Source organism: Burkholderia cenocepacia, from assembly GCF_900446215.1.
Lineage (GTDB): Bacteria > Pseudomonadota > Gammaproteobacteria > Burkholderiales > Burkholderiaceae > Burkholderia > Burkholderia cenocepacia.
In genome coordinates, this window is sequence record NZ_UAQZ01000018.1 from 197,909 (window position 1) to 223,849 (window position 25,941).

Consider the following 25,941-nt stretch of genomic DNA (forward strand, 5'->3'; position numbering starts at 1 on the left):
AGGGGTTGTATCCTGGTGGGCTCACCATCGCATCAGCAGGGCAGCAGGCATGTTCCACGATACCTTCAACATCGGCGGCAAGAACATCTTCGTCGTCGAGTCGCATCACCACGTCCTGCGAGGCTGGGCGGAGGTGCGGCGGAGTCAACCGTCTTCGCCGCCGCCGGCGCTTCTCACGCTCGACCACCACACCGACTTGGAGGAGCCGTTCGACGACCATCGCTTCTACGCGACCCATCAACGGATGACCGATCAAAACGCCGCGGCGAAGAAAGCGCTGTTGCCTGGGATGATCGCGGCGATTGACTGGAATATCGAGGCAACAGTGGAGGCGGCGATCGACAAGCTCAAGCACGACGAGCACATCCGCACCGCGGTCCAAGCCGGAATCCTGTCGCGCGCGTTCGTGGTGAACCTAGAAAGCGAGTACATCGCGGACGAGGAAGTCTACGGGGTTCGCGCTGACTACGATGAAATCGGCTGCACACGGCCAAATACCGATCCTCTCATCGAAAAGGAGCGAATCGATCGGGTCCTCGAATCGATGTATCTCGACCATGTGCTGGCGAGTTTGGACAGCATGGCGCAAGGGGGCGGCGCGCCGGCCGTCACGGCGCAACCTTACATCCTGGACATCGATCTCGACTACTTCCATTCCGAGAAGGCGATCGAACCAGACGACCCAGAGACCTTCTACCGGCTCGTGCAAAACGCTCTCGCCATCACGATCGCCACTGAGCCGGGGTGCGTCAAGGCCCTTCGCTGGCCTGGGTCGAAGATCACAGGCAAAACGCTGCTCGCGCGAATGGAGCAGCATCTCCGGACCGCCCTGACCTGAGCGTTGCCGGGCGTCGCCTCAACGCGCCACCGGCAGGTCGCCCCAGTCGGTGGTGTAAGACGGGGTCTTGGCGTTCTGCGCCATGTGCCACGCTTGGTGCCCCTCCACATTGCCAACGCGCAACGTGTTCCGTCCGAATCGGTCGTTAACAGCATCGAGCTCGGCCATCAGGCGGTCTCGCTTGCTCGCCTCGGGCGCGAACAGATCTCCCTGCTCGACGCCTTGCGCCTGCAACTCGGTCAGCATGAAGCGGGCCTTCGCATACTTGAACCCCGGTTTGTAGATGCGCTTCAACCCGTACAGCGCCGCGGCGACCAAGCGAAGCGTGTCCGACGTCGGCACGGTCACCGCGACGTCACTCGTGCCTTCGTAGTTCAGGTAGGTCGTATCCGGACGAGCATCGGCGGGCGGCGTCAGCACATGCCAATGGCTATCGAGAAAGGCCGCCCGTCCCAGTCCATTGTCCTACGGTAAAAGCCGCGGCTGGCGTTGCAACAGCCGGCGCCGACACGGGTTGAGCAGGTATGGCCGTGGGCGGGGCAGTTGGGACGCTATCGGCAACTTGGGCAGGCTGTGTACTGCGCAAAGCGGCGTCGATAAGTTGGTCGCCAAACTCGCTCGACTCCTGGCGACTCATCGCCATATTCATCAGGATGAGCCCGATGAGGGCTGCCCGAGACCGTATTGTAGCGGGTAGAGATCTCTGTCCGAGGCCTCGAGGCGCAGAGATGCCGTTGCGTGAATTCTGCCCCGGCTTCCATGGCCTACGACTGCGGGAGCCCCCGTCGTGCATGGGCTGCATGGCCTACAGATGTGGGCCGGCATATACGTGCAAAGACCACTCATGGACATGCCCAATGCAATCCAAAGCAACTCGAGAAGCTCACGCTGGAACCGTCGACGCACTGGTATCCTTCATGGATGACTGCCGGTTCTGCGCCTCAGGCTTGACGGCCGCGACCGTTTCGCTCGCACTTGAGTACGTCTACCAGCCTCACCCGCGCTTCTGGCGGGACTTCAACATTGCATTCCTTGTCCGGGCGCTCACTCTGTGTGTTCCCGATTGGCGCGCCGCCATTAATCGCGCTGGTCATGCCTCAGGCGGCGCGACCAGGCTGCTCGCGGATGTCGAGGAATACGTGCGCGTCAACGCGTTCGACGAAGCGAATGCCGAAATGCTGAGGGCGTTGCCGGTCCACATGCGACCGACGGACGGAGCCACCGCGTTCGAGTGGCTTTCCGCTCAACTGGCCAGGAAAGGAAAGATGGAGGAACTCGATTTCGCGCGGCGAGACGGCGATGTCTGCGGCGAAGGCGCGCTCGATGCACTGCATTGCATCGAGGAAGCGGCAGCCGGGCGACACATCGAGAGGACCGGGATGCTCGTGGCGAAGGTGTATCGCGAGGCGGTAATGAAGGAGCATGTCGCTCACTGAGGGGCCAAGCCGTTCTTCGATATTCACCAACGCTATAAGCGAAAAGCTGGGATTTTTTGAGCTCAGTACATGCATCCCTCCGCCGTCGATGAGCGCTCAACGATGCATAGTCGCATTGAGAAAATGCAATGTACGATTCGTTGGTTTGAGCGGCGCGGCGCAGCCCGTAGCATGGGCGCGTCACCCGTCCTCCAGCATCGGAATGTCCGCGCAAACAGACAAGGTCGTCCATTGGCTGCTGTCCAGCCTGGAGCCGAGAAGCCAGCTTTTTCATGTCGGCCAGTATTGCGGCGACTGGCAGGCGTCCACCGCCGGCCGTGCGAAAGCGAGCTTCCACGTGATCCTGCATGGATCGGCGTGGCTGCACTTCGCCGACGGGCGCGACAGCATCCCGGTCGCCGCCGGTGAAGCCGTCTTTCTGCTGCGTGACGTGCCGCACGGGCTATCGCCGAGCCCGGTCAACCCGCAGGTCTGCGCCGTCGCGGGCGGCCACCCGCTCGAGCGACGCGGGTCGATGCAACCGCTCGACCCGTCGGTCGACGGCAGCGTCGGGCTCGCCTGCGGCTTCATCGAATTCCACTCCACCGTGTCGCGCGCGATCGTGTCGCTCTTTCCCGAGTACCTGATCGTGCGGCGCGGCGACGACGCCTATCGCGGCATCCACGGGCTGTTCGACCTGATTCGCGCCGAAGGCCGTTACGGCGTCGACGCGCCTTCCCCGCTGATCGACAAGCTGGTCGAACTGCTGCTGTTCTATGCGGTGCGGGACGCCGCAGGGCACGATACCGTGGCCAGCGGGCTCGCGTCGCTGATGCAGCGGACCGGTTTCGGCACGCTCATCGCCGCGATCATCGACGCGCCGGCCGACGCATGGACCACGGACTCGATGGCCGCATTCGCGAACATGTCGCGCACCGCGTTCTGCAAGCACTTCAGCGAAGCGTCCGGCCATCCGCCGATGCAGTTCGTCACGATGGTCCGAATGCGGCTCGCGGCAGACCTGTTGCAGCAGGGGCTGCCGATTTCGCGTGCGGGCGAACTCGTCGGCTATCAGTCCGAGTCGGCGTTCGCGCATGCGTTCAAGCGCACGATGGGCATGCAGCCCGGCGCATGGCGCCGGGACCGTGACAACGCGTCGCAATCGGCGGCGCGCCAGCACTAGCCGGGCGGCGCGACGTCGGGACGCGTGGCGCGGGACGAACGCACAGGAATCGCGGATGTTCGCGCATTGTCCGGCGGTGACGCCGCCTCGACAATGATCTCACTGCCTTTCCGGAGAATCCTGTGAGCCGCCTGCCCTTGCCCACCATCGAAACCGCCCCCGCGCCCAGCCAGCCATTCCTGGAAAAGTCGCAGCGCGCGAATGGTTTCCTGCCGAACCTCGTGCGCTCGCTCGCGAACGCGCCGGTCGCGCTCGAAACCTATCTGACCGTCGCGGAGATCAACAGCCGCGCGGGCCTCACGTTCGCCGAGCGCGAAGCCGTGCAGATCACCGCGGCCGCCGTCCACGGCTGTGCGTTCTGCGTGGCCGGACACACCGCGGCGGCGCTGAAAAAGGCCCACGTCGACCACGCCGACGTCGATGCATTGCGCGACGGCGAACCGGTCGCCGATCCGCGGCTCGACGCCGTCGCCGCATTCACGCGCGCCGTGATCGCGACGCGCGGCGGCGTGCCCGACGACGCGCTCGACGCGTTCCTGGCCGCCGGCTTCACCGAGGCGAACGCGCTCGAAGTGGTGCTGGGCGTGAGCCTCGCGACGCTGTGCAACTTCGCGAACAACCTGTCGCGCAACGAACTCAACCCCGAACTGGCGGCATACCGATGGGAACCCCGGACACAGGCCGCCTGACGGCGCCCGAACTCGACGCGTCGCTGGTCGACTGGCTCGACGCGAACGCCACGTCGCTCGACACGCGCGCCGCGCTGAAAGCGGAAGTCGTGCCGCGCCTCGCGGCGGCCGGACTGTTCCGGATCGGCGTGCCGGCGGGCCTCGGCGGCGCCGGCGGCACCACCGCGGACGCCATTGCCGGCATCGCCGCGGTGGCCGAGCATTCGCTGACCGCGGCATTCGTGCTGTGGGGCCAGCGCAGCTTCATCGAGTACCTGTTGCAAAGCCCGAACGCCGCACTGCGCGCGCGCCGGCTGCCGGCGCTGCTCGACGGCCGTTGCGCCGGCGCCAGCGGGCTGTCGAACGCGATGAAGTATCTGTGCGGCATCGAGTCGCTTCAGATCGACGCGACGCGGCACGCGGACAGCGCCGACGACTGGCGGCTGACGGGCAGGATGGCGTGGGTGACGAACCTGCGCGCCGAACGGTTCGTGGTGGCGGCAGCCGTCGCGTTCGACGATGGCCGGCCGTCCGCGATCGTCGCGATTCCGGATGACGCGCGCGGCCTGGCCCGCAGCACGGATCTCGACCTGATCGCGCTGCGCGGCAGCAACACCGCCGCGCTGCATCTCGACGACGTGCCGAGCGACGCCGCATGGCTGATCCATCCGGATGCGCAAACCTTCCTGCCCGCGGTACGACCGGCATTCCTCGGCTTGCAGTGCGGGCTCTCGATCGGGCTCGCGCGGCGCTCGCTGGCCGAAGCGCGGCGCGCGGCGGAGACGACGCGCGGCATTCTCGGCCCCGAAGTCGAATCGTGCGCGGCCGAACTGGCCGCCGCGTGCGCGCAGTTGTCGGCCGGCATCGCCGACGGCAGCCTGCGCCTGCATCCGAACCGCCTGTTCGAGCTGCGCATCGCGCTCGCGACGCTAGTGGCCACCGCCGTGAACCTCGAACTCGAGGCGAGCGGCGGCCGCGGCTATCTGCGCGATGCGGGGCTCGGCTTCGAGCGACGCTGGCGCGAAGCGGCGTTCATTCCGATCGTCACGCCGAGCGTGGTGCAGTTGAAGGCGCAACTCGCCGCGCGGACGCGGAGCATCGCCGCATGACGCCCCCGCTGCTGGACGTCCGTCACCTGACGCTCGGCTACGGCGACGAGCCGCGCACGACCGTGCTTGCCGACGTGTCGCTGTCGGTCGAGTGCGGCGAAATCGTCGCGTTGATCGGCCCGAGCGGGACCGGCAAGTCGAGCCTCCTGCGCGCGCTGGCCGGGCTGGAGCGGCCGCAATCCGGCACCGTGTCCGTCGACGGCGCGCTGCTGCAGGGCCCGCACCCGAGGATCGCGATCGCGTTCCAGGACCCGTGCCTGTTGCCGTGGCTGTCGACCGAAAGAAACGTCGCGTTCGGGCTTGCCTTCGCGCATCAGGAACGCCTCACGCGCGATCAGCAACGCGAACGCGTCCGCTCGGCGCTGCGCGCAGTCGGGCTCGACGCCGCCGCGTCGCTGCGCCCGGCTCAGCTTTCCGGCGGGATGGCGCAGCGTGCGGCGCTGGCGCGCGCACTGGCGCGTCAGCCGCACGCGCTGCTGCTCGACGAGCCCTTTTCGGCGCTCGACGAAGTCACGCGCGCCGCGATGCAGCAGTTGCTGCTGAACATCGTCGCGACGACGCGCTGCGCGACGGTGCTCGTGACCCACGATATCGACGAGGCGCTGCTGGTGGCCGATCGCATCGTGCTGCTCGGCACGCAGGGCCGCTTCATCGACGCGTGGCAGGTCGATTTCCCGCATCCGCGCGACGCGTTCGTCAGCGAACTCGGCACGATGCGCATCGACATCCTGAAGGCGTTGCAGGCCGGCATGAAGCGCCCGCACGCGTCCGAACCCCATCCCTTGAACTGACCTCCCTATCCATGTGCCAGATTCCGATGTCGCGCCGCGAATGGCTGAAGCTCGCGGCCCTGTTCACCGCGACGGGCGCCGCCCCGTTGCTGTCGATGGCGAACGCGCACGCCGCGGCCGAACCGGATGCGCCGGTTCGCATCGGCTATCTGCCGATCACCGACGCGGCCCCGCTGCTGGTCGCCCACAACAACGGCTATTTCGCGTCCGAAGGGCTGACGGTCGAGCAACCCAAGCTGCTGCGCAGCTGGGCGCAACTCGTCGAGGCGTTCCTGTCCGGCCAGGTCAACGTCGTGCACCTGCTGTCGCCGATGACGCTGTGGGCACGCTACGGCAGCCGCGCGCCGGCGAAGGTGGTCGCATGGAACCATGTGAACGGCTCCGGGCTGACGGTCGCGCCCGACATCGATTCGCTGCGCGATCTCGGCGGCAAGACCGTCGCGATTCCGTTCTGGTACTCGATTCACAACGTCGTGCTGCAGGACATGCTGCGCGAGCAGGGGCTCGTCCCCGTGCTCAAGCGGCGCGGCACGCCCGCGGCGAACGAGGTCAACCTCGTCGTCATGGCGCCGTCGGACATGCTGCCCGCGCTCGCCGCGCGCTAGATCTCCGGGTATATCGTCGCGGAGCCGTTCAACGCGACCGCGGAATTGATGAAGATCGGCAAGATCCTGCGTTTCACCGGCGATGTCTGGAAGAACCATGCGTGCTGCGTCGTGTTCATGCACGAGCACGATCTGACGCAGCGCCCCGCGTGGTCGCAAAAGGTCGTCAACGCGATCGTGAAGGCGCAGCTGTGGGCGCGCTCGCATCCGCAGGAAACCGCGCAACTGCTGTCGAAGGACGGCACGCACCGCTATTCGCCGCACACGCTCGCGTCGCTCGATCGCGTGCTGGTGCCGTCGGCGTCGCTGGCCGATACCTATCGGGCGAGCGGCGCGATCCGCCACGCCGACTGGCACGCGAAGCGGATCGACTTCCAGCCGTATCCGTTCCCGAGCTATACCGAGGCGCTGGTGCAGCGGCTGAAGCGGACGGTGGTCGACGGCGACAGCGCATTCCTCGCGTCGCTCGATCCGGCGTTCGCGGCCCGCGACCTGGTCGACGACCGGTTCGTGCGCAAGAGCATCGACGCGGTGGGCGGGCTGACCGCGTTCGGTCAATCGGGCGGGTTCCGCCGCGAGGAGATCGTCGTTGTCTGATGCGCTTGCTACCCGCCGCTCGTCCGCACCCGGCACGCGCCGGACCGGCGGCGCCCGTTCCCCGGCACATGCGGCCGCGGGATGGCTCGGCGTGGCCGGGCTCGTGGCGACGGTCGTGGTCTGGTGGGCCGCGATCCATGCGTTGACCGAGCCTGGCTCGCTCGGCCGGCAGTTCGCGCCGGACAGCGCGCTCGTCAGCCTGCGCTCGCTATGCGCAGACGATCATCTGCTCGAACACGCGCTCGTCAGCCTGCGACGCATCGGCGTCGGGCTCGGCGCGGCGCTGCTGGCCGGCGTCCCGCTCGGCTTGTTGCTCGGCCGCGTGCAATGGGTCGAGCGGATGCTGTCGCCGACGTTCCAGTTCCTGCGCATGGTGTCGCCGTTGTCGTGGATGCCGCTTGCGGTCATGTCGTTCGGCATCGGCGACCGCGCGATCTACTTCCTGCTCGGGTTCGCCGCGTTGTGGCCGGTGCTGATGAGCACGGCGGCCGGCGTCAAGCAGATCGACCGGCGCTGGCTGCAACTCGGCGCAAGCCTCGCGGCCACCCGCCGCGAGCTGCTGGTCCATATCGTGCTGCCCGCGATCGCGGGGCCGCTGCTCAACGGCACCCGGCTCGCGATCGGCATCCTGTGGATCGTGCTGGTGCCGGCCGAGATGCTCGGCGTCAACGCGGGCCTCGGCTACCTGATCCTCGATACGCGCGACCGGCTCGCGTACGCGGAGCTGACCGCGGTGATCGTCGTCATCGGCGCGCTGGGTTTCGTACTCGATGGCATCACTCGGTTGCTAGCCCGCGCTTTGCTTGCACCGGGACACTAGTACGGTCAAAGATAAATCCCGAAGGCGACGCGCACCAACGGACGAGCGTCTTCAGATGTGTAGTGGGAAGCGAAGATCGTAACCGTACGTCGGGTACGATTCTTCGCTCTAGCAAATGTGTGCCCGAGTCCAACTCGAAAGGTATCTCGCGAAGCTCGGGTTATCGGCTACATCAACGGCTTGAAACTAAAGGTGTCCTGCCTCGTGAATCTCAACGCCGGGGATTAATCATGCAGTCGGCCAGCACGGTTCCCGGGAGATCTATTCGACCCACGATGCACGAATAGCCTATTAAGGCAGAGCGTTATAGTGAGCCATTGCGCCGTCGCGATAGGAACGAACCATCGTTTCCATCATGCCCTCGAACGCGGAGACCAGTTGAGGCCCAGCACTCTGTGGCGTCCCAGTCTTGTAAGGCGGATGCGGGTCATACTCGATGATCAGTTCCGCTAACTGTGCGGCCGGCTCGCCGAACGCCTTCGCCGCGACGAGCAGCGACGCCTCGAAACTGCCGATCCCTGGCCCAGCGGTGTAGAGGTTCCCGTCGACGACCGTGCCGCCGCCCTCGCGAACGACCTCGGACGCCCCCAGACTCTCGACGATCGATAGCGAGTTGTAGCTCGACGTCACTCGCTTACCTTTGAGCAGGCCCGCGGCGCCGAGAAGCACTACTCCGTTGCAGATACCGATAACGTATTTCGCGTCCTTCGCCTTGTCCGCGACGAAATTGACAACCTCGGGATCGTTCTGAATTTCAGGCGGAAGCATTGGTACCGCGAGCACGTCCACATCCGGGCATGTTGAAAACGTCTCGTTCGGCTTGGTCCACCACGACGGGAAACCTTCAACGAGGTCATAGTTCTTCCAAACCAATAGGATTTCGGCCCCGGGCATCAACCCGAACACCGTCTGTACGCCCACCATATCCATCGGGATAAATCCCGGTCCGACTACGATGGCAACCCGAAATGGTCTCTCCGCCCGCGCTGCAAGATCTTCCCGCAGAGCTCTGACCGACGGGAGGTCCGTCTCTCTCGGCAAATTGTCTTTCATCCTTCTTCCTTTTCGAATTCAATCCAGACAAAGCGTCGTCGCCGGCCGGCTACTCAAGTCGCACCGCTCGACGCCCCTTCGGCAGATCAGTGTCGCGTGCGACCTTCCCCAAGCTCGTTAGCGAACTTCCGAATGCGGGCAGAGATCTCGGTCGGCGCCTCAAGAGGCGACAGATGGCCGACCCCGGGGAGAATTTCGAGCCGAGCGTGCGCAACACGGGGCAGAAGTTCTGCTTGAAGTGTCTCGACACGGTCGACCTGGTCTCGTTCGCCGGCGATCACCAGGACAGGGATATCGATCGCTGCGACGTCGGCGGTAATGTCTTCCTTCATTGCGATGTTCGGCCATGCAAACTTCGCATTCGGTGCTCCGCGGAGACTATCCTCGATGACCTGTTCACGAAGCTCGGCAGCAAGCTGACTACCCGTCAACACGTTGTCGAGCACCCAGCTGATCGACTCCCGTGAATCGTAAGCGCCCGTCATTGTCGTACGTTGCTCCTCGGACAGCGCCATCGGGGACGGCGGCGACGGTGCGACCAGCACCAGTCCCTCCAAACCCTTGAGGCGACGCGACGCAATGAGCTGCGCGACCTTTCCCCCCATCGAATGGCCCACGAGAATGTAGCGCGACAGCCCCAGACCCTCGATTACACCCTGCGCGTCATCAGCCAGATGCGAGATCGAGTAGCCTGCCTTGGGCGCCTCCGAGTTCCCCCAGCCGCGATGATCGGTCGCGACGGTCCGGAACTCGTTCGACAAGTCGTCCGTAACCATACTCCACGTGCGCGACGATCCGCCCCAGTAGTGGAGGAAGACCACTGCCACGTCGCCATGCCCCTTGTCGGCGACGCGAATTCGTACGCCGTTTGATTGAATATCCGTTGCCATCCTTGCTGCACTCCATGTCCACTACCGATTGCGACACGACCCACGCTGACTGCGCCAGCGTTGAATCCGTAGCGGCATCGTAAAAGTTGGTGCCCCTAGAGACAATTCACGTTTCGAGATATGCAGTCGATAATGTAGGTATCGAATCGGCGAGACGCTCATGGATCAATTCACATGCATCAATGTCTTTGTGGCCGCAGTTGACGAAGGTAGCCTCGCTGCGGCGGCGCGGCGCTTCGGTTTTTCCGCAGCTATGGCCGGCAAGTACGTCAGCGAACTGGAGTCCACGCTAAATGCGAGACTTCTTCAACGCACCACCCGACGTTTAAACCTGACCGATGTCGGCCGAGCCTACTACGACCGATGTGTACAAATTCTGGATGCCCTTGCCGAAGCAAACCGCGAGGCAAGTGACTCTCAGACCATTGCACGCGGAGTCCTGCGAATTGCGGCGCCTGTCACGTTTGGCGCGTTGCATTTGGGCAATGTGGTTGCGCGCTACATGGAGCGCCACCCTCATGTCAATGTCGACGTTTCGCTGAGCGATCGTTATGTGAATCTGCTAGAAACGGGAGCGGACCTTGCAATCCGAATTGGAACGCTTGCCGACTCCAGCATGGTCGCGCGGAAGATTGCTCCCTGCCGCATGATTGTGTGTGCATCTCCAGCGTACTTGAAACGTCACGGCACACCGCATACGCCGGAGGAATTAGGACAAGCACAACGCCTTACTTTCAGCGAGGCTGTTTCGAGCGGGGACTGGACGCTCAGGGACGAGAAAGACCGGCCCCATGTCATCGATGGAACCTGTCGTATGTCGGCAAATAACATGCAGATGCTACTTGCCTCAACGCTTGCTGGCGCAGGTATAGCTTACGGCCCGACGTTTGTTTTCGGTAAGTACGTTGCGCGTGGCGAACTGGTTGCCTTATTGCCCACGTACCGCACGACGGAATTGACGATTCAGGCTGTCTATCCCAGCACGCGCCATGTCCCACTCAAAGTTCGCGAATTCATTGATGATCTCGTCGAGTCGTTTGGAGACGAACCATCCTGGGACAATTGGCGTCAGGTGTGACACGAGACTGCGGCGAAACGCCAAAGGGTTCACCCGAGAACGGTGAATTGATCATCGCCCCAGGCGTCGGCGATTCAATCACACTTGGACGCGACTTCTAGCTGTGGTGAAGCCGCTCGACGTCGCACCAGTGATTTTTGCATTGTGGTATCCACCAGGAAAAGGCGCCAAGCTCAAATGACGCCTTTGCCGCGAGCCCGTTTCTCACGGGCGCTCAACTCCGATGGATCGACTCCTGTTACCTTACTTCCGGACCATCGGAATCTGCAGATTAGTCGGTCGGTTGAGTTCGGTATCGAAGCCCCGACCATCTATGTTTCGAGCACCCCAGAACATCATCCCGTGCGAAAGGTAAACCAGATCGTATTCCTTAAAATACTTTCCGGCTGACAGACCGAGAGGGACAAAGTCCTTGTCGAAGACGCTCTGAGTCTGCCCGATCTCCCATTTCGCGTAACCATGAGAAGCGACCGTATTCAGCACGTTCGCAAACCCTTGCATCAAGGGTGTCACCGAATAGGCCTCATCAGCAATGAAATCCACCTTCTGCGCGCCCGGCGCAATCGGGTGCTCGCCGCGCCAAAGCATGTGACCCTTGATCTGCATCCGCGCAAGGGGTGCCTTTCCATAAGGATCCGCAAAGGTCACAACGGTTAACTCAAACCGGTTATCCGGCAACGCTTTGAAGTCACGCGCGGAGATAAAACGGTTTGATCGTGCCGTCGGCATTCTTTTGGGCGCTTGGGCGGACTTCCGGTGCGATGCTGGTCCATTCACCAAGCACTGCTTGCTGCGTCTGTTCGAGTGACATCGGTGCAACTCCTTGTGAAGCAGATGATGACGCGGAATTAGGAAGCGTTGAGCAGGCGGTGAACACGGGCGACAGGAGCGCCAAGATAACGAGAACAGAGCGACGTGTAAGCATCGTGGAAGTCCCCTTGGGCGATTATGATGGTCGTCATAGTAGCATGCACTATGCTACCCATCATAGTTGACCTGCCCCCTTCAATAGGGCCAATGGGCTTCTAGCAAAGTCCCTTTAAACCAGCTCCTGGAAAGCGGCAGGAGCATCCGCGGTTGCCCGATGTTTCGCCGCAAACTCTGACGGCGCAAGGTAGTTCAGTGCACTGTGCGGCCGTTGCTCGTTGTAGTCCTGACGCCATGCCGCGATGACAGCCCGAGCGTGCGCGAGCGTCGTGAACCAGTGCTCGTTAAGGCATTCGTCGCGGAATTTGCCGTTGAACGATTCGATGTACGCATTCTGCGTTGGCTTGCCCGCCTGAATCAACTTCAGAGTGACGCCGTTCGCATATGCCCACTGGTCAAGCGCGCGGCTCGTAAATTCGGGTCCCTGGTCTGTTCGCACCGCCTTGGGATAGCCACGGAAGCGAGCTGCACGGTCCAATGCTCCCGGGCGACATATAAACCTGAGATACCATGGTCGACGACGATGTCGACAGCCTCTTTCGTGAAATCGTCGACGACGGTCAGGCACTTCACGCGCCGGCCGTTGGAAAGCGCATCCATCACGAAATCGATTGACCACACCTCGTTGGGTGCGCCTGGCAATGCCAGTTGCTCGCGCTCAATCATTACGCCGTGGCGCTTGCGACGGCGCCGCACAGCCAGCCCTGCGTCACGGTACAGGCGATAGATGCGCTTGTGATTGGCGTGCGTGCCTTCGCGCTCCACCAGGGCATGCAGTCGGCGGTAACCGAATCGACGACGTTCGTGCGCCAACTCCACCAGACGCGCCGCTAGCACATCATTCTCATGGTCCGGCTTCGCGTCGTAATGCAGCACGCTGCGAGAAAGCCCGACAAGCCGGCAGGCGCGGCGCTCGGAGAGGTTGACCTTCTCCCGAATCGCCGACACTGCCTCGCGTTTGGCTTGCGGGCTCAGGGCTTTCCCTTGACGACGACCTTCAACGCTTCCATATCGAGCATTGCTTCGGCCAGCAGTTTCTTCAGCCGGGCATTCTCCACCTCGAGGTCCTTGAGCCGGCGGGCTTCCGAGACCTCCATGCCGCCAAACTTCGCGCGCCAGGTGTAGAACGACGCGTCACTGAACCCGTGCTTCCTGCACAGTTCCTTGACCGGCATACCGGCCTCGGCTTCCTTCAGAAACCCGATGATTTGCTGTTCCGTAAAGCGCTTCTTCATGTTCGTCTTCTCTCCGAAAACGAACTTTACTAGACTCCAGCTGGCCCTGTTTGCAGGGGGCAGGTCAGACGCGTCGCTTTCTTCCAATACTGCCGTCAATGTCGCCGGCGATGCGGAATACGTCGGCGATACCAAAGAGCTGCGTTGGCATGCATCCGTCATAGGCAAGGACCGCAATCCGCACGTTCTTCATGGGCTTCCTGAAAACGCATCGAGTGACCATTTTCACCTAATTATAGTCAATATTGACATACACCCACGTCGATGACCGGGACGATAATCGGTTACATGGGTTGGTGTGCCTCGCTCGACGTTGGCACCCTCGAACAAGCAAACCGACACGGATCGAAATCATGGACAAACCTCAGATCATTACTATCTCAATCCTTCCATTTGGGATGGTTCATTGCCACCTGGTCATCAGCTCCAAGGGCTGCGTGTTAGTCGACACGGGCATTCCCGGCTCGGTTGACAAAATTGGGCGCGTGCTCAAGAAGCACGGTCGCAGCTTTCGCGACATTAATTTGATCATCATCACCCATGCTCACACTGACCACGCCGGTTCGGCAGCGCAAGTGCGCCAACTGAGTGGAGCACCGATTCTGGCGCACGCTGGAGACCTCGACTACTACGAGCGACGTAAGGAGATGACGTACTGCGTGGCCCATTGGTGGGGTCCGCTGTTTCTGCGGTCGGGGCTGCCCGGAGAGCCGTACACCGCATTCACGCCCGACATCTTGCTGCAAGACGATGCGAGTGTCGATCTCAGCCCCTATGGTCTCGACGGCGTGGTGCGGCACACTCCCGGACATACTGATGGCTCTGTGTCGGTCGAACTGGTGAGCGGTGAAGCGCTGGTCGGGGATTTGCTCGCTTCGGGCATCCTCATCGGCGGCATGATGCGCACCGGCCACGCGATGCGTCCGCCTTTCGAAGAAGATCCGCAAGCTGTCACCGTGGAGCTGTTGGGCATGGTCAACACCGGGATGAAACGGTTCCACATGGGCCATGGCGGACCGCTTGGCGCCGAAGAGGTACGCCGGCACGCCAAATCGCTGCAGCAATTGGCGCCGGGGCCCCGCTACGGGATGCAGCCCGTCGGGTGCTCCTGCTCGAAGCGCAAGGTAGCGCTGATTGCTGACTGACAGTACAGGTCACAGTGCGGCCCCGTTTCTGCCGATGACGCTCACCGCCAACGACTTTTCGACGAGCTGCCAGAGAGTGCAAGAGCCGCCCCACTCGTTCAGGTGTTGATTTTTGGTGCGCGAGGTCAAGGCCCGCCGGACGATGCAACGGTATGCGTGCCGGTGTCGACATTCTCTCCGCATTCGATACAGAGCGACCGTCTACGCGCTGGAGCAGGTTGTTCATGCGAGTGAGGCGACCGGCTGTCGTTTTCGAATAACTCAGGACAACCGATCTATCAATTGATCGACGACACGTCTAACTTGGAAGAGTGACGATAGGTGTCGGAGCAATCGACACGTTCGCGACGACGCAATACCGCCGACGCGATATCGCGGCGTCCTGCCTTTCCAACTCAGGTTGGCGCCTTGCACTAGCCTTATCGTGGTCGATGTGAGACCGGTCTCGTGCGCTGAGTAATAGCGCCAGTCCCGTTCGCATTCGTAAACGTCGAGAACGGAGGTCGTTATATGAACGAGCAGGGGTTTGCGGCGCGCGAACGGAAAGCTATCACAGAGCAAGCTCAAGTGACCTTTCCGCCAACCCATTGCGTCGAGGTTAGTGGACCGGACAGCTTCGCAAAGTACTCGTACGTGACTGCACAATCCGGGCAGAAGAGTCAATCTGAACGGGAACTACGGTCAACATGGTGGATTTGTGGATTCGTACCATCTTCTTCACCACCCCTGATTGGAGAACAGTTATGACCATCAATCACCCGCGCTATGTGGTGGCTGCCGTTCAGGCGGCCCCCGTGTTCCTGGACCTCGAAGCAACGGTCACTAAGACCATCGAGCTCATCGAGGAAGCCGCCCGCAACGGTGCCACCTTGATTGCCTTTCCGGAAACCTGGATTCCCGGATACCCGTTGTTTTCCTGGCTCGGCTCGCCGGCTTGGAGTCTGCAGTTTTTTCAGCGCTATCATGACAATTCGCTTGTCATCAACAGCGAGCAATACCGTCTCATCGAACAAGCAGCAGCTCGCAACAAGATCATGGTGGTGCTGGGATTCAGTGAGCGTGACGCCGGCTCGTTGTACATCTCCCAATCGATCATCAACAGCGAAGGGATCACGATTTCCACGCGCCGCAAGCTGAAGCCGACCCATGTCGAAAGGACCGTGTTCGGCGAAGGGGACGGGAGTGACCTCTCTGTTCACGAAACGGAGCTGGGCCGTGTAGGCGCACTATGCTGCTGGGAACATCTGCAACCGCTTACTCGGTACGCGATGTTCGCGCAGAATGAACAGGTGCACATCGGCGCGTGGCCCAGTTTCTCCCTCTATGCCGGCGCAGCCTATACGCTCGGCCCGGAAGTCAATACGGCCGTCAGCCAGATCTATGCTGTCGAGGGCCAGTGCTTCGTCGTAGCACCCAGCGCTGTCGTGTCCGAACAGATGATCGAGCTTCTGTGCTCGACGCCTGAGCACCACGCGCTGCTGCAAGCGGGCGGCGGCCATGCACGCATCTTCGGGCCGGATGGCCGCTCGCTGGCCGAACCCATACCGGAGAATGTCGAGGGCATTCTCTATGCGGAAATCGATCTGAGCGTGATCAGCCTCGCCAAGGCTGCGGCGGACCCTGCCGGCCACTATTCGCGACCCGACGTCACCAGATTGCTGCTAGACCCCACGCCCAAATCTCGTGTAGTCCATGTCCGGGCGGAACCGGCAGCGCCTGAAATGCAACCGGCAACTGCAGTTGTTCAAGTCGATCAGCCAACCGAGCCGCTCGAGCGCGTCACACCCGCTTAAAACGAAGGCGCCTTGCTCCCGCATCACCGGATGGCCGGTGCGGGAGTCAGATTATTTCCGCGTGCGCAACGCGTTCGGACTCTCGCCGAATTTCCGTCGAAAAGCCCGGCTGAAGTGCGCCGGGTCGTTAAATCCCCAGCTCATTGCGATCTGCTTGGCGCTCAGGTTGGCGCACGATTCGTCCAGCAGCGCCTTTCGACAAGCATGCAGGCGCTGATCCCAGATCCACTGCGACAATGGACACCCCTCGGATGCAAATGCACGATAGAGCGAACTCACGGACATCCCCAAGGTCTGTGCGATTCGTGCGATGTCCAGCTCCGCGTCCGAGAGGTTCTCAATCACATACGATTTGATCCGATTGAGATGAAACTGCTTCAAATTGGACGCTGGCGCGGGGATCGGAGACGGCAGGCCAGCGAGTGCCGTGGCAACCAGATCAAGGACGCTGTTCGAGACGGACTCGCGAACCTGCGCCGTCATGGACTCGAGATTTCGCGGGATACTGGTCACCAAATCAAAAAACAGCGATCCAAGACCGTTGACCCCTCGTATGGGGATGGCCGTGAGACGATCCGCAGCGGGGATTCGTATCCTTAAGCGGTCGCGCGGGATCGACAATACGAGCTGTTCGAAGTCGTCCCGGAAGCTGAGATGATATGGGCGCGTCGTATCGTAAAGCGAACAATCACCAGCTGAAAGGACGGCTTGACGGCCATCCTGTTCCAGCTCTCCCCGCCCCGCTACCTGGACGCTGATCAGAAACAAGTCCGCATCTTCTTGCCGCACCAGCCTGCTCGTCCGATGCACTTCCTGAGCACGCGAATTGACGACCGCGACGTCGACGTATGCCAAGGATCCTTGATCGATATGGCCCGTAAAGGGGCGGCCGGACCGGGAGGTAGTCGGTTCGAAGTCGAGCTTGACGAAGGAACTTGCCAAGGCCGCCGACCAATAGTCGGCTTGCTCTGCGGCGGGTGCTTCGTCGGTACTGAAATGCTTCATGGCAGACGCTTCATCGAGATAGAGCCAGACCGAGATTCGGCTGCACCTTCGTGCCTCTCATTATGCGAATGTTCGGACACCGGTGTCAAGCTGAAAAGCTCAGTCAATCTTGATGCGAAGTTGATCCAATTCGCAAGGAATATTGTCTCCCGACAATCCAAAACAGCATTGAAGGAAGGATACCTTCATACGTCTTTTACGAGAAATATATTGTTTGGAGAACGAATCATGAAAGGGTTTGCGGCAAAGGTAGCAATTCTTCTTGTTACAACCATCACACTAATCCGCCCCGCAAGCGCGGTGGTGCTGGAGACAGATCCCGCAGACTATGTGGCGCTGCCCCAGGGTGTCAATTTAGCGTTGCTCTACTACCAGCATGCCAACAGCACGGCCGCATACTCAAGCGGCAACCGCGTCGATCAGCCCTTCCACGTTCAGTCGGATATCGGCATCGCCCGCTTCATCCACTATGGAAAACTATTCGGGTTCACAGTAACCCCTCAAATCATCTTGCCATTCGGCAGCGTACGGATGAGTGAGCCGGCCAGTTTGCGATCGAACGGCATTGGCGATCCGTTCGTGGGTTCTGCGATATGGCTGATCAATGATCCGGCTTCGCAGCGTTACCTGAGTCTTGCGGCATTTGTGTCGCTTCCTCTCGGGACATACGACGCGAACCAGGGCGGCCTCAACATCGGGGCACATCGTTGGTCAGAAGTCACCCATCTGAACTATTCACAACGCGTATACGGTCCGCTTTTTCTTGACGTAACGGGGGAATTCGCGTTTTATTCGACAAATCACGACTACGCTGGGCAACGCTACTGGCAAGCACCGACGTTCGACTTACAAACGCACCTGCGCTACGAGATCGATAGCCGCACGCGGGTCGCCTTCAGCTACTACCATACGGCGGGCGGGCGCACTGAGCTTGACGGCAATGGCGCCAGCGGCAGCCTGTCCACCGACACCTATCTCGTTACGTTCGCTCGCTTCCTCACTCCGACGTTTCAGGTACAGCTTCAGGCCGGGCAGGACATCCACGTATCCAACGGGCCCAAAAACAAACTGAGGTTGAACCTGCGAATGGCCAAGGCGTTCTGACCGATCACTGGCCGTTACGGCAGAGGTGAATTGATGACGGCGCCGGCAGTCCATCTCGAATGGTCGACCAGTTGTGACTTCGACGTCTCATGGCCGAGCCTGTGTGAAAACGCACTGATCGCCTAAACTGAATCAACGCATTCAGATCGGGTGACTCATGAAGCGATTCGTTGAAGGCGATGACCGCAAGCAGGTCGCACTACTTCCCGAATGCGTCGATGATTACATCGGCCCGGACAATCCCGTCAGGATCATAGACGTGTTCGTCGATGAACTGAATCTTGCGGAACTCGGTTTCAACGGCGCTACGCCTGCACTCACGGGCCGCCCGTCGTACCACCCGGGCGTAATGCTCAAGGTCTATATCTACGGATATCTGAACCGTGTACCGTCGAGCCGGCGTCTTGAGCGCGAATGCCAGCGTAACGTCGAAATGATGTGGCTAACAGGACGGCTGGCACCGGACTTCAAGACGATCGCTGACTTCCGGCGCGATAACGGTGCGGCGATTCGTAACGTATGCCGGCGCTTTGTCGAACTATGCCGTGGACTGAAGCTGCTCTCCAGCGACATGGTGGCCATCGACGGCAGCAAGTTCAAGGCCGTGAACAGCCGCGACAGGAACTACACAGCAGGCAAGATCGACAAGCGTCAGCAACAGATTGAGGAAAGCGTTCAGCGATACCTCGACGCGATTGATACCGCGGACCGGACGAGCCCGACAGGCTTCGATGTCAAGACCGTGCGCCTGTACGAGAAGATTGCCCTCCTGCGCCAGCAGATGCGTGAACTCGAGCAGATCCGCGAGCAACTGAAGACGCAACCGGACAAACAGCTATCCCTTACCGATCCGGATTCCCGTTCCATGACCAGCGGCGGCAAAAGAACCGGAACGGTAGGCTACAACGTACAGGCCGCCGTGGACACGAAGCACCACCTGATCGTCGAACACGAGGTGACCAATGTCGGAGGCGATCATGGACAACTCAGCAGGATGGCCCTGGCAGCAAGGGAGGCGATGGGCAAGTCTGGACTGAAGGTGCTAGCCGATCGGGGCTACTTTAGCGGCCCTGATATCCGCGCGTGCGAACTGGCCGGCATCAAGGCGTATGTCCCCAAGCCACTCACGTCGGCCTCCAGGAAGAAAGGTCTCTTTACAAAACGCGACTTCATCTACATCGCCAAAGACGATGTCTATCGATGCCCAGCTGGTGAGCGTGCCGTTCATCGATTCACGACTGTTGAGCATGACATGAATCTGCGGGTGTACTGGCCCAGCGCCTGCCCGCGTTGCCATCTCAAGGAGCGCTGCTCGCCGAGTGACTATCGCCGCATCCGACGATGGGAGCACGAACATATACTGGAATCCATGCAGCGGCGGCTGGACCGCAAGCCAGACGCAATGACCATCCGCAGAAGTACTGTCGAGCACGTCTTCGGCACGCTCAAGCACTGGATGGGTGCCACACACTTCCTGACCCGCAAGCTTGGACCGGTGAGTACCGAAATGAGCCTTCAGGTGTTGGCTTACAACCTCTGACCTGCCCCCTGCAAACAGGGCCAGCCGGAGTCTAGTAAAGTTCGTTTTCGGAGAAGAAGACGAACATGAAGAAGCGCTTTACGGAACAGCAAATCATCGGGTTTCTGAAGGAAGCCGAGGCCGGTATGCCGGTCAAGGAACTGTGCAGGAAGCACGGGTTCAGTGATGCGTCGTTCTACACTTGGCGTGCGAAGTTCGGCGGCATGGAGGTCTCGGAAGCCCGCCGGCTCAAGAACCTCGAGGTGGAGAATGCCCGGCTGAAGAAGCTGCTGGCCGAAGCAATGCTCGATATGGAAGCGTTGAAGGTCGTCGTCAAGGGAAAGCCCTGAGCCCGCAAGCCAAACGCGAAGCAGTATCGGCGATTCGGGGGAAGGTCAACATCTCCGAGCGCCGCGCCTGCCGGCTTGTCGGGCTTTCTCGCAGCGTGCTGCATTACGACGCGAAGCCAGACCACGAGAATGAGGTGCTAGCGGCGCGTCTGGTGGAGTTGGCACACGAACGTCGTCGATTCGGCTACCGCCGATTGCACGCCCTAGTGGAACGCGAAGGCACGCACGCCAATCACAAGCGCATCTATCGCCTGTACCGTGAGGCAGGGCTGGCTGTGCGGCGCCGTCGCAAGCGCCACGGCGTAATGATTGAGCGCGAGCAACTGGCATTGCCGGGCGCCCCCAACGAGGTGTGGTCAATCGATTTCGTGATGGATGCGCTTTCCAACGGCCGGCGCGTGAAGTGCCTGACCGTCGTCGACGACTTCACGAAAGAGGCTGTCGACATCGTTGTCGACCATGGCATCTCAGGTTTGTATGTCGCTCGGGCATTGGACCGCGCAGCTCGCTTCCGTGGCTATCCCAAGGCGGTGCGAACAGACCAGGGCCCCGAATTTACGAGCCGCGCGCTTGACCAGTGGGCGTATGCGAACGGCGTCGCTCTGAAGTTGATTCAGGCGGGCAAGCCAACGCAGAATGCGTACATCGAATCGTTCAACGGCAAGTTCCGCGACGAATGCCTTAACGAGCACTGGTTCACGACGCTCGCGCATGCTCGGGCAGTCATCGCGGCATGGCGTCAGGACTACAACGAGCAAAGGCCGCACAGCGCACTGAACTACCTTGCGCCGTCAGAGTTTGCGGCGAAACATCGGGCAACCGCGGATACTCCTGCCGCTTTCCAGGAGTTGGTTTAAAGGGACTTTGCTAGAAGCCCATTGGCCCTATTGATGGGGGCAGGTCAGCAATACCTGACATCAACGTATTAAACCGACGAGCGGCGAAGAAGCGGTCACGATGCTGCTGGATCACTTCCGGCGTAATCCAGCGACGAAACTGAGGTTTGTAGCGCAACGTCAATGACAGCACCAACCAACGCGATCTACCCGTCTCCTTCGAGAACATGGCCTCCTCCAACGCGAGTACATTTGTCTTATTCTTCCTTGCGTTTGCCTCTCTTAGTCGTTCACGCTCCTTGAATGCACGCGACTGGCAACGCTCACGAATCTGCTCGATCAGGATATTGAACGCATCCATGCATCGCATGCCATCAGTTCGAATCACTTCATCAGGCTGACCGAGTGCAAACGGATACTGATGACCAATCAGTCCAAGCTCCTTGCAGACATCGTAGAACACCTCTACTCTTGCCGAGTAGTGATAGACGTCTGAATAACGTTTCAGCCAGTCGTTCATGAACCGGTAATAGCGCTTTCCTAGAAAGAGTTCGCGAATCACTCGCACTCGACTGTAGCGCGTGATTTCATCAACGAACCCACCCCATCCCTTCTCAACAGCCTTAACAAACTTCTCTATCTCGAACAGGTGTCGTGACGCGTAGCCCTTGTGAATGAAGACTCGCCTCTCGCCATCTATGTCAGTTTCCTCGATGTTCGTACGCTCATCAAGACGAGCAATTACCTCCAATGCCTCCTGGTCCTCAGTTTCCATGACCTGATAATGGTATGTCGTTACAGCATGGCAACGTTGTTGATGCCGAGTCTCTTGATCTCACGTATAGCTGAACTGCCTGCAAGCCATGTCAGCCAATAATGAGTACGAGACCGTCCTTTCGCTTTCGATTGACCGTAGCAACGATCATTGTGGATTGATCTTCTCTCCTCCTTGATACAAATAGGGTATGACATTGACTTGTCACTCATCCCTCTCACCCATGAATACAAGGCCACATCGTCTCGACCACTGATACACTTGGCTCTAACGAGAGCAACATTTTGCCTTTAGTATTACATTGAATTCAACAGGCTGGAATTTCCTATCGCTTATTATCCTTTGGCATTCCATATGAAGCAATATCCAAGCATCGCTCAATCACGCGTTAATCACGGAAATTCGATCATCGACAACCAAGAGAAGCGCGGTTATTCATGACGCCCCTCATATACATACATACGCACGCAGTAGAGAGGCATAAGTAAAGCAGCACAACCATCGGCTTCCGGTAGATACGGTCCATTCAGGCAGATTCAGACCAACCGCGTGCACGGGCACACGGAGGACATCACCAGCCAAACGATGCGTTGCATTGGCCCGACAGTGAGGAATCAGGCCAATGTCAAACGCATCCAAGCTCATGTGCAGCCGAAGTACATCGTCGCCACGACTCAAACGAGCATCTACTGCGCGCACTACCGACGACCAGGTCAGCAATTTCCTATTCGACGTTGTCGCACTTCCGCAAACCTCAGCATCAATTCGACGATTTCTCAGCAGAAGCGACCATCGACATGAAAGGCAACAGCCGGTCGACGGACCACGGCCCCTCGGGCTTAGCGAGATCCTTGCCCGGAATCGGATGTCGTCGCATCCTCATGCCAGCCGTCCGAAGACACAACACTGAAATCTAACAGTGCGTCACCATATTGCCTCAAGACCATGCGATTTTTGCGACTAGTCGCATGAATCGCACTAATTCCGACGGTCTGCCGAAAATTCCTGCGCAGCAGGTATTGCGATGCCAGCCTGCTTCAACCTCTGCTGACCAATCCCGATGTGGCTCCACTGATCCCAATCCATCGACACGCTTGTATGTTCAGTACTGACCAGTACGGTAAAGTCTGGTGGTAGCCAGACGAGACCGTGCAGTTTGCCCCGCGCTTGGGTGTTGGAGCCCGTGACTGAGTACAAAACGCACGGTTGCCGTGCTGGTCTTCCTGAAGCCCGAACGGTTACGCGCGCCATTTACATCGAGTGCGCATGTACAAGCATGGGATCCGAAGATCATGTCTGCTCCTTCTGCCGTAACGGTCGGCATTGACGTCGCAAAAGCTCACGTCGATGTTTCCGTACTGGGTGCCAATCTGGACATCCGTCGATTCAACAACGATGCCGAGGGCCACTCGGCCCTGGCTGTTGCCCTTCAGCCGCTGAACGTGCAGTTGGTCGTGATGGAGGCGACCGGTGGCTACGAGACCGAGCTGGCGTGCGCCTTGCAAGGTGCGGGTTTGCCGGTCGCTGTCGTCAACCCTCGGCAAGCACGCGATTTTGCCCGCTCGATGGGACGTCTGGCGAAAACCGATGCCATCGACGCACGTATGCTTGCCGAACTGGCTTCCGTGCTACTGCGTCGGGACGATCTGTCCCGCTTGCTACGTCCCGTTCCCGACGAGCGGCAGCAGTGGCTGGCTGCACTGGTGACCCGACGGCGCCAACTACTCACCATGCTCCTTTCGGAGCGACAGCGGCTCCAGATCACGCCGGTTGGTCTGCATTCAAGTCTGCTGGCTATCATTGCCGCCATCCAGGCACAACTCGATGACATTGACGCTCAGATGGTCGCTCATGTACGCCAGCACTTCGGTGAACTCGACCGCCTGTTGCAGTCCACACATGGAATTGGCCCGGTATCCAGCGCCTGCCTGATCGCAGAACTGCCCGAATTGGGCCGGCTCAATCGCCGTCAGATTGCAGCCCTCGTTGGCGTCGCTCCCATTGCTTGCGATTCCGGCTTACGTAATGGGCGACGACGGGTTCAAGGTGGCCGCTTCGCGATCCGTCGCGTGCTGTACATGGCTACATTGACTGCCACACGCTACAACCCCGCCATCAGAGCCTTCTATCAACGCCTGAAGGCCGCCGGCAAACTGTCCAAGGTCGCGCTTGTTGCCTGCATGCGCAAGCTCCTAACCATGCTCAATGCCATGGTCAAAACCAACACGCCTTGGGACGATTCACTTCATCGGGCTTGACTCGGAAGACGGTTACTCAGTCCATGACGATTTTCACCGCAGCGTGTTGATGCGACATCCGTTGGCTTTGATTTGATTCGAGCCGGATTTCGTACACGCAATGGTACTGCGTGGTGCTGACTTGCCTCACTCACACCCATCTTTAGCCTGGCATCGGTCGGTACAGCCCGCAAACAAAGCTGATGCAAAGCGGCACCCGCGCGCCCCGCTTCGCATTTCGATTGCCTTTCTCGGCGTGATCTGGCCGTGGCTCTTGCAACACACTGATTTCGAGATTGACTACAACGGCATCGATCCGCATCGCAATCTCACTGGCGGTTCCAATATCTCCCGGTGGCGAGCACCGTCGACGACTACGATGCGCCGCTCCCCTGGTAGATGCCGGCCGACCTGCGCTGATCCGCTTCCTTACCGCACCTCAAACGTCCCACCGGTTTGCTCTGTAGGAGGTCGTTAGCGAATCGCACATAGTGAAATTGAATTGGATGTAGCGCTTGCGTTTCGCATCGACCACGATCCACACGCGGTTCATAGCGCACAGATAATCGAGCGCAGCATCGAGTCGCTGTCGAGGTCGCAACGGGCCATTCCGGAGCACTGCATTCTTTGGTGCTGCCGTGAAGCCACGGCACCTGTACTGGGAATGCAGGTAATTTTCAAGCGTCTGCGCATCGGTCTGAATCTGCGACACCACGCTCTGCGGTGAAAAGATGCGCTTGAACTCATGCAGGTGCCATTCAACAATTGCGTTTGCACGGTTCAACGAATCAACCGAGATCTTCCCTTCCTGCCTGGAAAACACGTGTAGCAGCGCGGCAATGCGCCCTGTAATCTCCAACGCCTTCGACCCGAAGTCCTTGATGTCGTGCATGTATGCGTTGGGTTGCAGCATCTGTTCGATATGATTCGCGATCACGATCCAGCGAGCCACAGCGTCGTCCGAAAACTCCAACGTCGTGCGTGCCACCTCACCGGCGTCGACACGCCGCCCGAATTCGTCGAGCAGCTCGTGCATACGCTCGTGGAATTTCGGCAAATGGATCCATTCATCGTTGAGACTGTACGTAAAGCGCACTCCCTGAGTCGAAACTGGGCAACCGATTAGATAACGCGCCAAATGCCCTGAACCCCGCATGACGTCACCCCGTCGGTCGACCATTTCCTTGAACACCTTGGGCTGGACCATGTACGAAACCGATACACGTGGATTGCGCACCACGACACTGACGCCATCGCGGCGGTCCAACGTCAACATCGGCGCACCGTCCCATGCCTTGTTAAGCACCCCCGTTTGATTCAACGCGCCGCCTTTGATGATGACCTCCCCCTCGTCCGAGACGAATGCAATCGATTCACCGTCGCCCTCGAGAGCGTCCATCAGTGCCCGTTCGGTCACGTTCTGTCGCATGATACGGCGCGCCCGAGGCTTGATCGGCTTACGCGCATTGTGGTCGGACAGTTGAATACGCGGTTCTTCGATCGACTCGCCCTCCTGCGTCAGCTTCGTGATCCGTCGATGAAGACCCGCCCCCTCCGACTTCCAGATGCGGTGCTCCTGTTCGTACTTTGCAAGATCGTCCTTGTACTTCTTCATACGACTTGTATCGAACTCGTAGAGCGGTTTCGCGACCAAATTGTGCACGCGTGTTTTGCGCTCACCGGACTCCGCCACTACGAGTAAATTCAAGGACAGCGGGCGTACCTGTCCTGTTGGCAACCGCACCTCGTAAATGCCTTGTGCTGAGACCGCCATGTCTGTCAGAAACTCCATGGCGATCAAAGCGTCCGGTGCCTGCGTATTTGTCCAAACTTCGTTGATCGCATCCCTGATGATCAGGTAAAACGCATCAATCGGATACCGCCGCGGCGACGTAAGATCAAAACTCATACGACCTCCGGCGTGTTCGTCACGTGATTGCCTTGGCTGCCACTCGCCAGGCGTTCTCG

At 60.2% G+C, this 25,941-nt stretch carries 23 protein-coding genes and 2 pseudogenes; 15 read left to right on the forward strand and 10 right to left on the reverse strand.

Annotation, left to right across the window (positions count from 1 at the left end; all coding sequences use genetic code 11):
- Positions 1-49: 49 nt before the first annotated feature.
- Complete coding sequence (locus DTA15_RS37520) at positions 50-838, forward strand: peptide arginase family protein (RefSeq protein ID WP_006405724.1); 789 nt, start codon at positions 50-52, stop codon at positions 836-838.
- 18 nt (positions 839-856) lie between these two features.
- On the opposite strand, the gene DTA15_RS37525 is transcribed toward DTA15_RS37520, so the two are convergent.
- A complete protein-coding gene (locus DTA15_RS37525; RefSeq protein ID WP_006405725.1) occupies positions 857-1,258 on the reverse strand; it encodes a DUF4113 domain-containing protein in 402 nt (133 codons plus the stop codon).
- Between the two features lie 437 nt (positions 1,259-1,695).
- On the opposite strand from DTA15_RS37525, the gene DTA15_RS38830 reads away from it, so the two are divergent.
- The 7 genes and pseudogenes from DTA15_RS38830 to DTA15_RS37560 all read left to right on the forward strand — a co-directional run bounded on the left by DTA15_RS38830 (position 1,696) and on the right by DTA15_RS37560 (position 8,026).
- The gene (locus DTA15_RS38830) at positions 1,696-2,274 is read left to right on the forward strand and encodes a hypothetical protein (RefSeq protein ID WP_034178583.1); all 579 of its coding nucleotides are present in this window, start codon (positions 1,696-1,698) and stop codon (positions 2,272-2,274) included.
- Positions 2,275-2,476: 202 nt separating this feature from the next.
- Entirely contained in the window at positions 2,477-3,436 is a 960-nt protein-coding gene (locus tag DTA15_RS37535; RefSeq protein WP_006405727.1) for an AraC family transcriptional regulator, read from the forward strand.
- A gap of 122 nt (positions 3,437-3,558) precedes the next feature.
- The gene (locus DTA15_RS37540; protein WP_006489008.1) at positions 3,559-4,125 is read left to right on the forward strand and encodes a carboxymuconolactone decarboxylase family protein; all 567 of its coding nucleotides are present in this window, start codon (positions 3,559-3,561) and stop codon (positions 4,123-4,125) included.
- The gene (locus DTA15_RS37545) at positions 4,098-5,213 is read left to right on the forward strand and encodes an acyl-CoA dehydrogenase family protein (protein ID WP_006489046.1); all 1,116 of its coding nucleotides are present in this window, start codon (positions 4,098-4,100) and stop codon (positions 5,211-5,213) included. Before DTA15_RS37540 ends, DTA15_RS37545 begins: the two co-directional genes overlap by 28 nt.
- On the forward strand, positions 5,210-6,004 hold the full coding sequence (locus DTA15_RS37550; protein ID WP_006489020.1) for an ABC transporter ATP-binding protein: 795 nt from the start codon (positions 5,210-5,212) through the stop codon (positions 6,002-6,004). The genes DTA15_RS37545 and DTA15_RS37550 overlap by 4 nt, the downstream gene beginning before the upstream one ends.
- Before the next feature lie 11 nt (positions 6,005-6,015).
- Positions 6,016-7,206, forward strand: a pseudogene (locus DTA15_RS37555) (ABC transporter substrate-binding protein).
- On the forward strand, positions 7,199-8,026 hold the full coding sequence (locus DTA15_RS37560) for an ABC transporter permease (RefSeq protein WP_006488996.1): 828 nt from the start codon (positions 7,199-7,201) through the stop codon (positions 8,024-8,026). Before DTA15_RS37555 ends, DTA15_RS37560 begins: the two are co-directional and overlap by 8 nt.
- A 291-nt stretch (positions 8,027-8,317) precedes the next feature.
- Here DTA15_RS37560 and DTA15_RS37565 read toward each other — a convergent pair whose 3' ends face one another.
- Together DTA15_RS37565 and DTA15_RS37570 are read right to left on the reverse strand one after the other, a co-directional pair.
- On the reverse strand, positions 8,318-9,079 hold the full coding sequence (locus DTA15_RS37565) for a DJ-1/PfpI family protein (RefSeq protein WP_006405733.1): 762 nt from the start codon (positions 9,077-9,079) through the stop codon (positions 8,318-8,320).
- Positions 9,080-9,165: 86 nt separating this feature from the next.
- Positions 9,166-9,969 carry an alpha/beta fold hydrolase gene (locus DTA15_RS37570; RefSeq protein WP_006405734.1) on the reverse strand — a complete coding sequence of 268 codons (804 nt, stop codon included), beginning with the start codon at positions 9,967-9,969 and terminating at the stop codon, positions 9,166-9,168.
- A 160-nt stretch (positions 9,970-10,129) separates the two neighbouring features.
- On the opposite strand from DTA15_RS37570, the gene DTA15_RS37575 reads away from it, so the two are divergent.
- The gene (locus DTA15_RS37575; protein WP_006405735.1) at positions 10,130-11,047 is read left to right on the forward strand and encodes a LysR family transcriptional regulator; all 918 of its coding nucleotides are present in this window, start codon (positions 10,130-10,132) and stop codon (positions 11,045-11,047) included.
- A 243-nt stretch (positions 11,048-11,290) separates the two neighbouring features.
- On the opposite strand, the gene DTA15_RS37580 is transcribed toward DTA15_RS37575, so the two are convergent.
- The 4 genes and pseudogenes from DTA15_RS37580 to DTA15_RS39380 form a co-directional block, all read right to left on the reverse strand.
- Complete coding sequence (locus tag DTA15_RS37580) at positions 11,291-11,776, reverse strand: hypothetical protein (protein ID WP_197535351.1); 486 nt, start codon at positions 11,774-11,776, stop codon at positions 11,291-11,293.
- A complete protein-coding gene (locus tag DTA15_RS39375; RefSeq protein ID WP_006489040.1) occupies positions 11,736-11,858 on the reverse strand; it encodes a hypothetical protein in 123 nt (40 codons plus the stop codon). The genes DTA15_RS37580 and DTA15_RS39375 overlap by 41 nt, the downstream gene beginning before the upstream one ends.
- A 228-nt stretch (positions 11,859-12,086) precedes the next feature.
- A pseudogene (locus tag DTA15_RS37585) lies at positions 12,087-13,209 on the reverse strand (IS3-like element IS407 family transposase).
- 64 nt (positions 13,210-13,273) lie between these two features.
- A complete protein-coding gene (locus tag DTA15_RS39380; protein WP_021033494.1) occupies positions 13,274-13,402 on the reverse strand; it encodes a hypothetical protein in 129 nt (42 codons plus the stop codon).
- Positions 13,403-13,562: 160 nt separating this feature from the next.
- Here DTA15_RS39380 and DTA15_RS37590 point away from each other — a divergent pair, with 160 nt between their 5' ends.
- Entirely contained in the window at positions 13,563-14,354 is a 792-nt protein-coding gene (locus tag DTA15_RS37590) for an MBL fold metallo-hydrolase (protein WP_006489005.1), read from the forward strand.
- A gap of 743 nt (positions 14,355-15,097) precedes the next feature.
- Positions 15,098-16,147 (forward strand): carbon-nitrogen hydrolase family protein, encoded by a 1,050-nt coding sequence (locus tag DTA15_RS37595; RefSeq protein ID WP_012492804.1) that lies wholly within the window; start codon positions 15,098-15,100, stop codon positions 16,145-16,147.
- 51 nt (positions 16,148-16,198) lie between these two features.
- On the opposite strand, the gene DTA15_RS37600 is transcribed toward DTA15_RS37595, so the two are convergent.
- Positions 16,199-17,152 (reverse strand): AraC-like ligand-binding domain-containing protein, encoded by a 954-nt coding sequence (locus DTA15_RS37600; RefSeq protein ID WP_006489036.1) that lies wholly within the window; start codon positions 17,150-17,152, stop codon positions 16,199-16,201.
- Between the two features lie 228 nt (positions 17,153-17,380).
- Here DTA15_RS37600 and DTA15_RS37605 point away from each other — a divergent pair, with 228 nt between their 5' ends.
- From DTA15_RS37605 to DTA15_RS37615, 3 genes are all read left to right on the forward strand, one after another.
- On the forward strand, positions 17,381-18,256 hold the full coding sequence (locus tag DTA15_RS37605; RefSeq protein WP_012492805.1) for a transporter: 876 nt from the start codon (positions 17,381-17,383) through the stop codon (positions 18,254-18,256).
- Positions 18,257-18,413: 157 nt separating this feature from the next.
- A complete protein-coding gene (locus DTA15_RS37610; protein ID WP_006489043.1) occupies positions 18,414-19,796 on the forward strand; it encodes an IS1182 family transposase in 1,383 nt (460 codons plus the stop codon).
- Between the two features lie 65 nt (positions 19,797-19,861).
- Positions 19,862-20,982 (forward strand): IS3-like element IS407 family transposase gene (locus DTA15_RS37615; protein ID WP_102896096.1). Its coding sequence is split into 2 segments (ribosomal slippage): positions 19,862-20,120 and positions 20,120-20,982, totalling 1,122 coding nucleotides; the frame shifts between segments, so codons are not numbered across the junction.
- 10 nt (positions 20,983-20,992) lie between these two features.
- On the opposite strand, the gene DTA15_RS37620 is transcribed toward DTA15_RS37615, so the two are convergent.
- Entirely contained in the window at positions 20,993-21,736 is a 744-nt protein-coding gene (locus DTA15_RS37620; RefSeq protein WP_227743213.1) for a hypothetical protein, read from the reverse strand.
- A 1,292-nt stretch (positions 21,737-23,028) separates the two neighbouring features.
- Here DTA15_RS37620 and DTA15_RS37625 point away from each other — a divergent pair.
- The gene (locus DTA15_RS37625) at positions 23,029-23,994 is read left to right on the forward strand and encodes an IS110-like element ISBcen8 family transposase (RefSeq protein ID WP_006476181.1); all 966 of its coding nucleotides are present in this window, start codon (positions 23,029-23,031) and stop codon (positions 23,992-23,994) included.
- Between the two features lie 418 nt (positions 23,995-24,412).
- Here the strand turns inward: DTA15_RS37625 and DTA15_RS37630 are convergent, their stop codons facing one another.
- A complete protein-coding gene (locus DTA15_RS37630; protein WP_006482148.1) occupies positions 24,413-25,882 on the reverse strand; it encodes a YfjI family protein in 1,470 nt (489 codons plus the stop codon).
- Between the last annotated feature and the right edge of the window lie 59 nt (positions 25,883-25,941).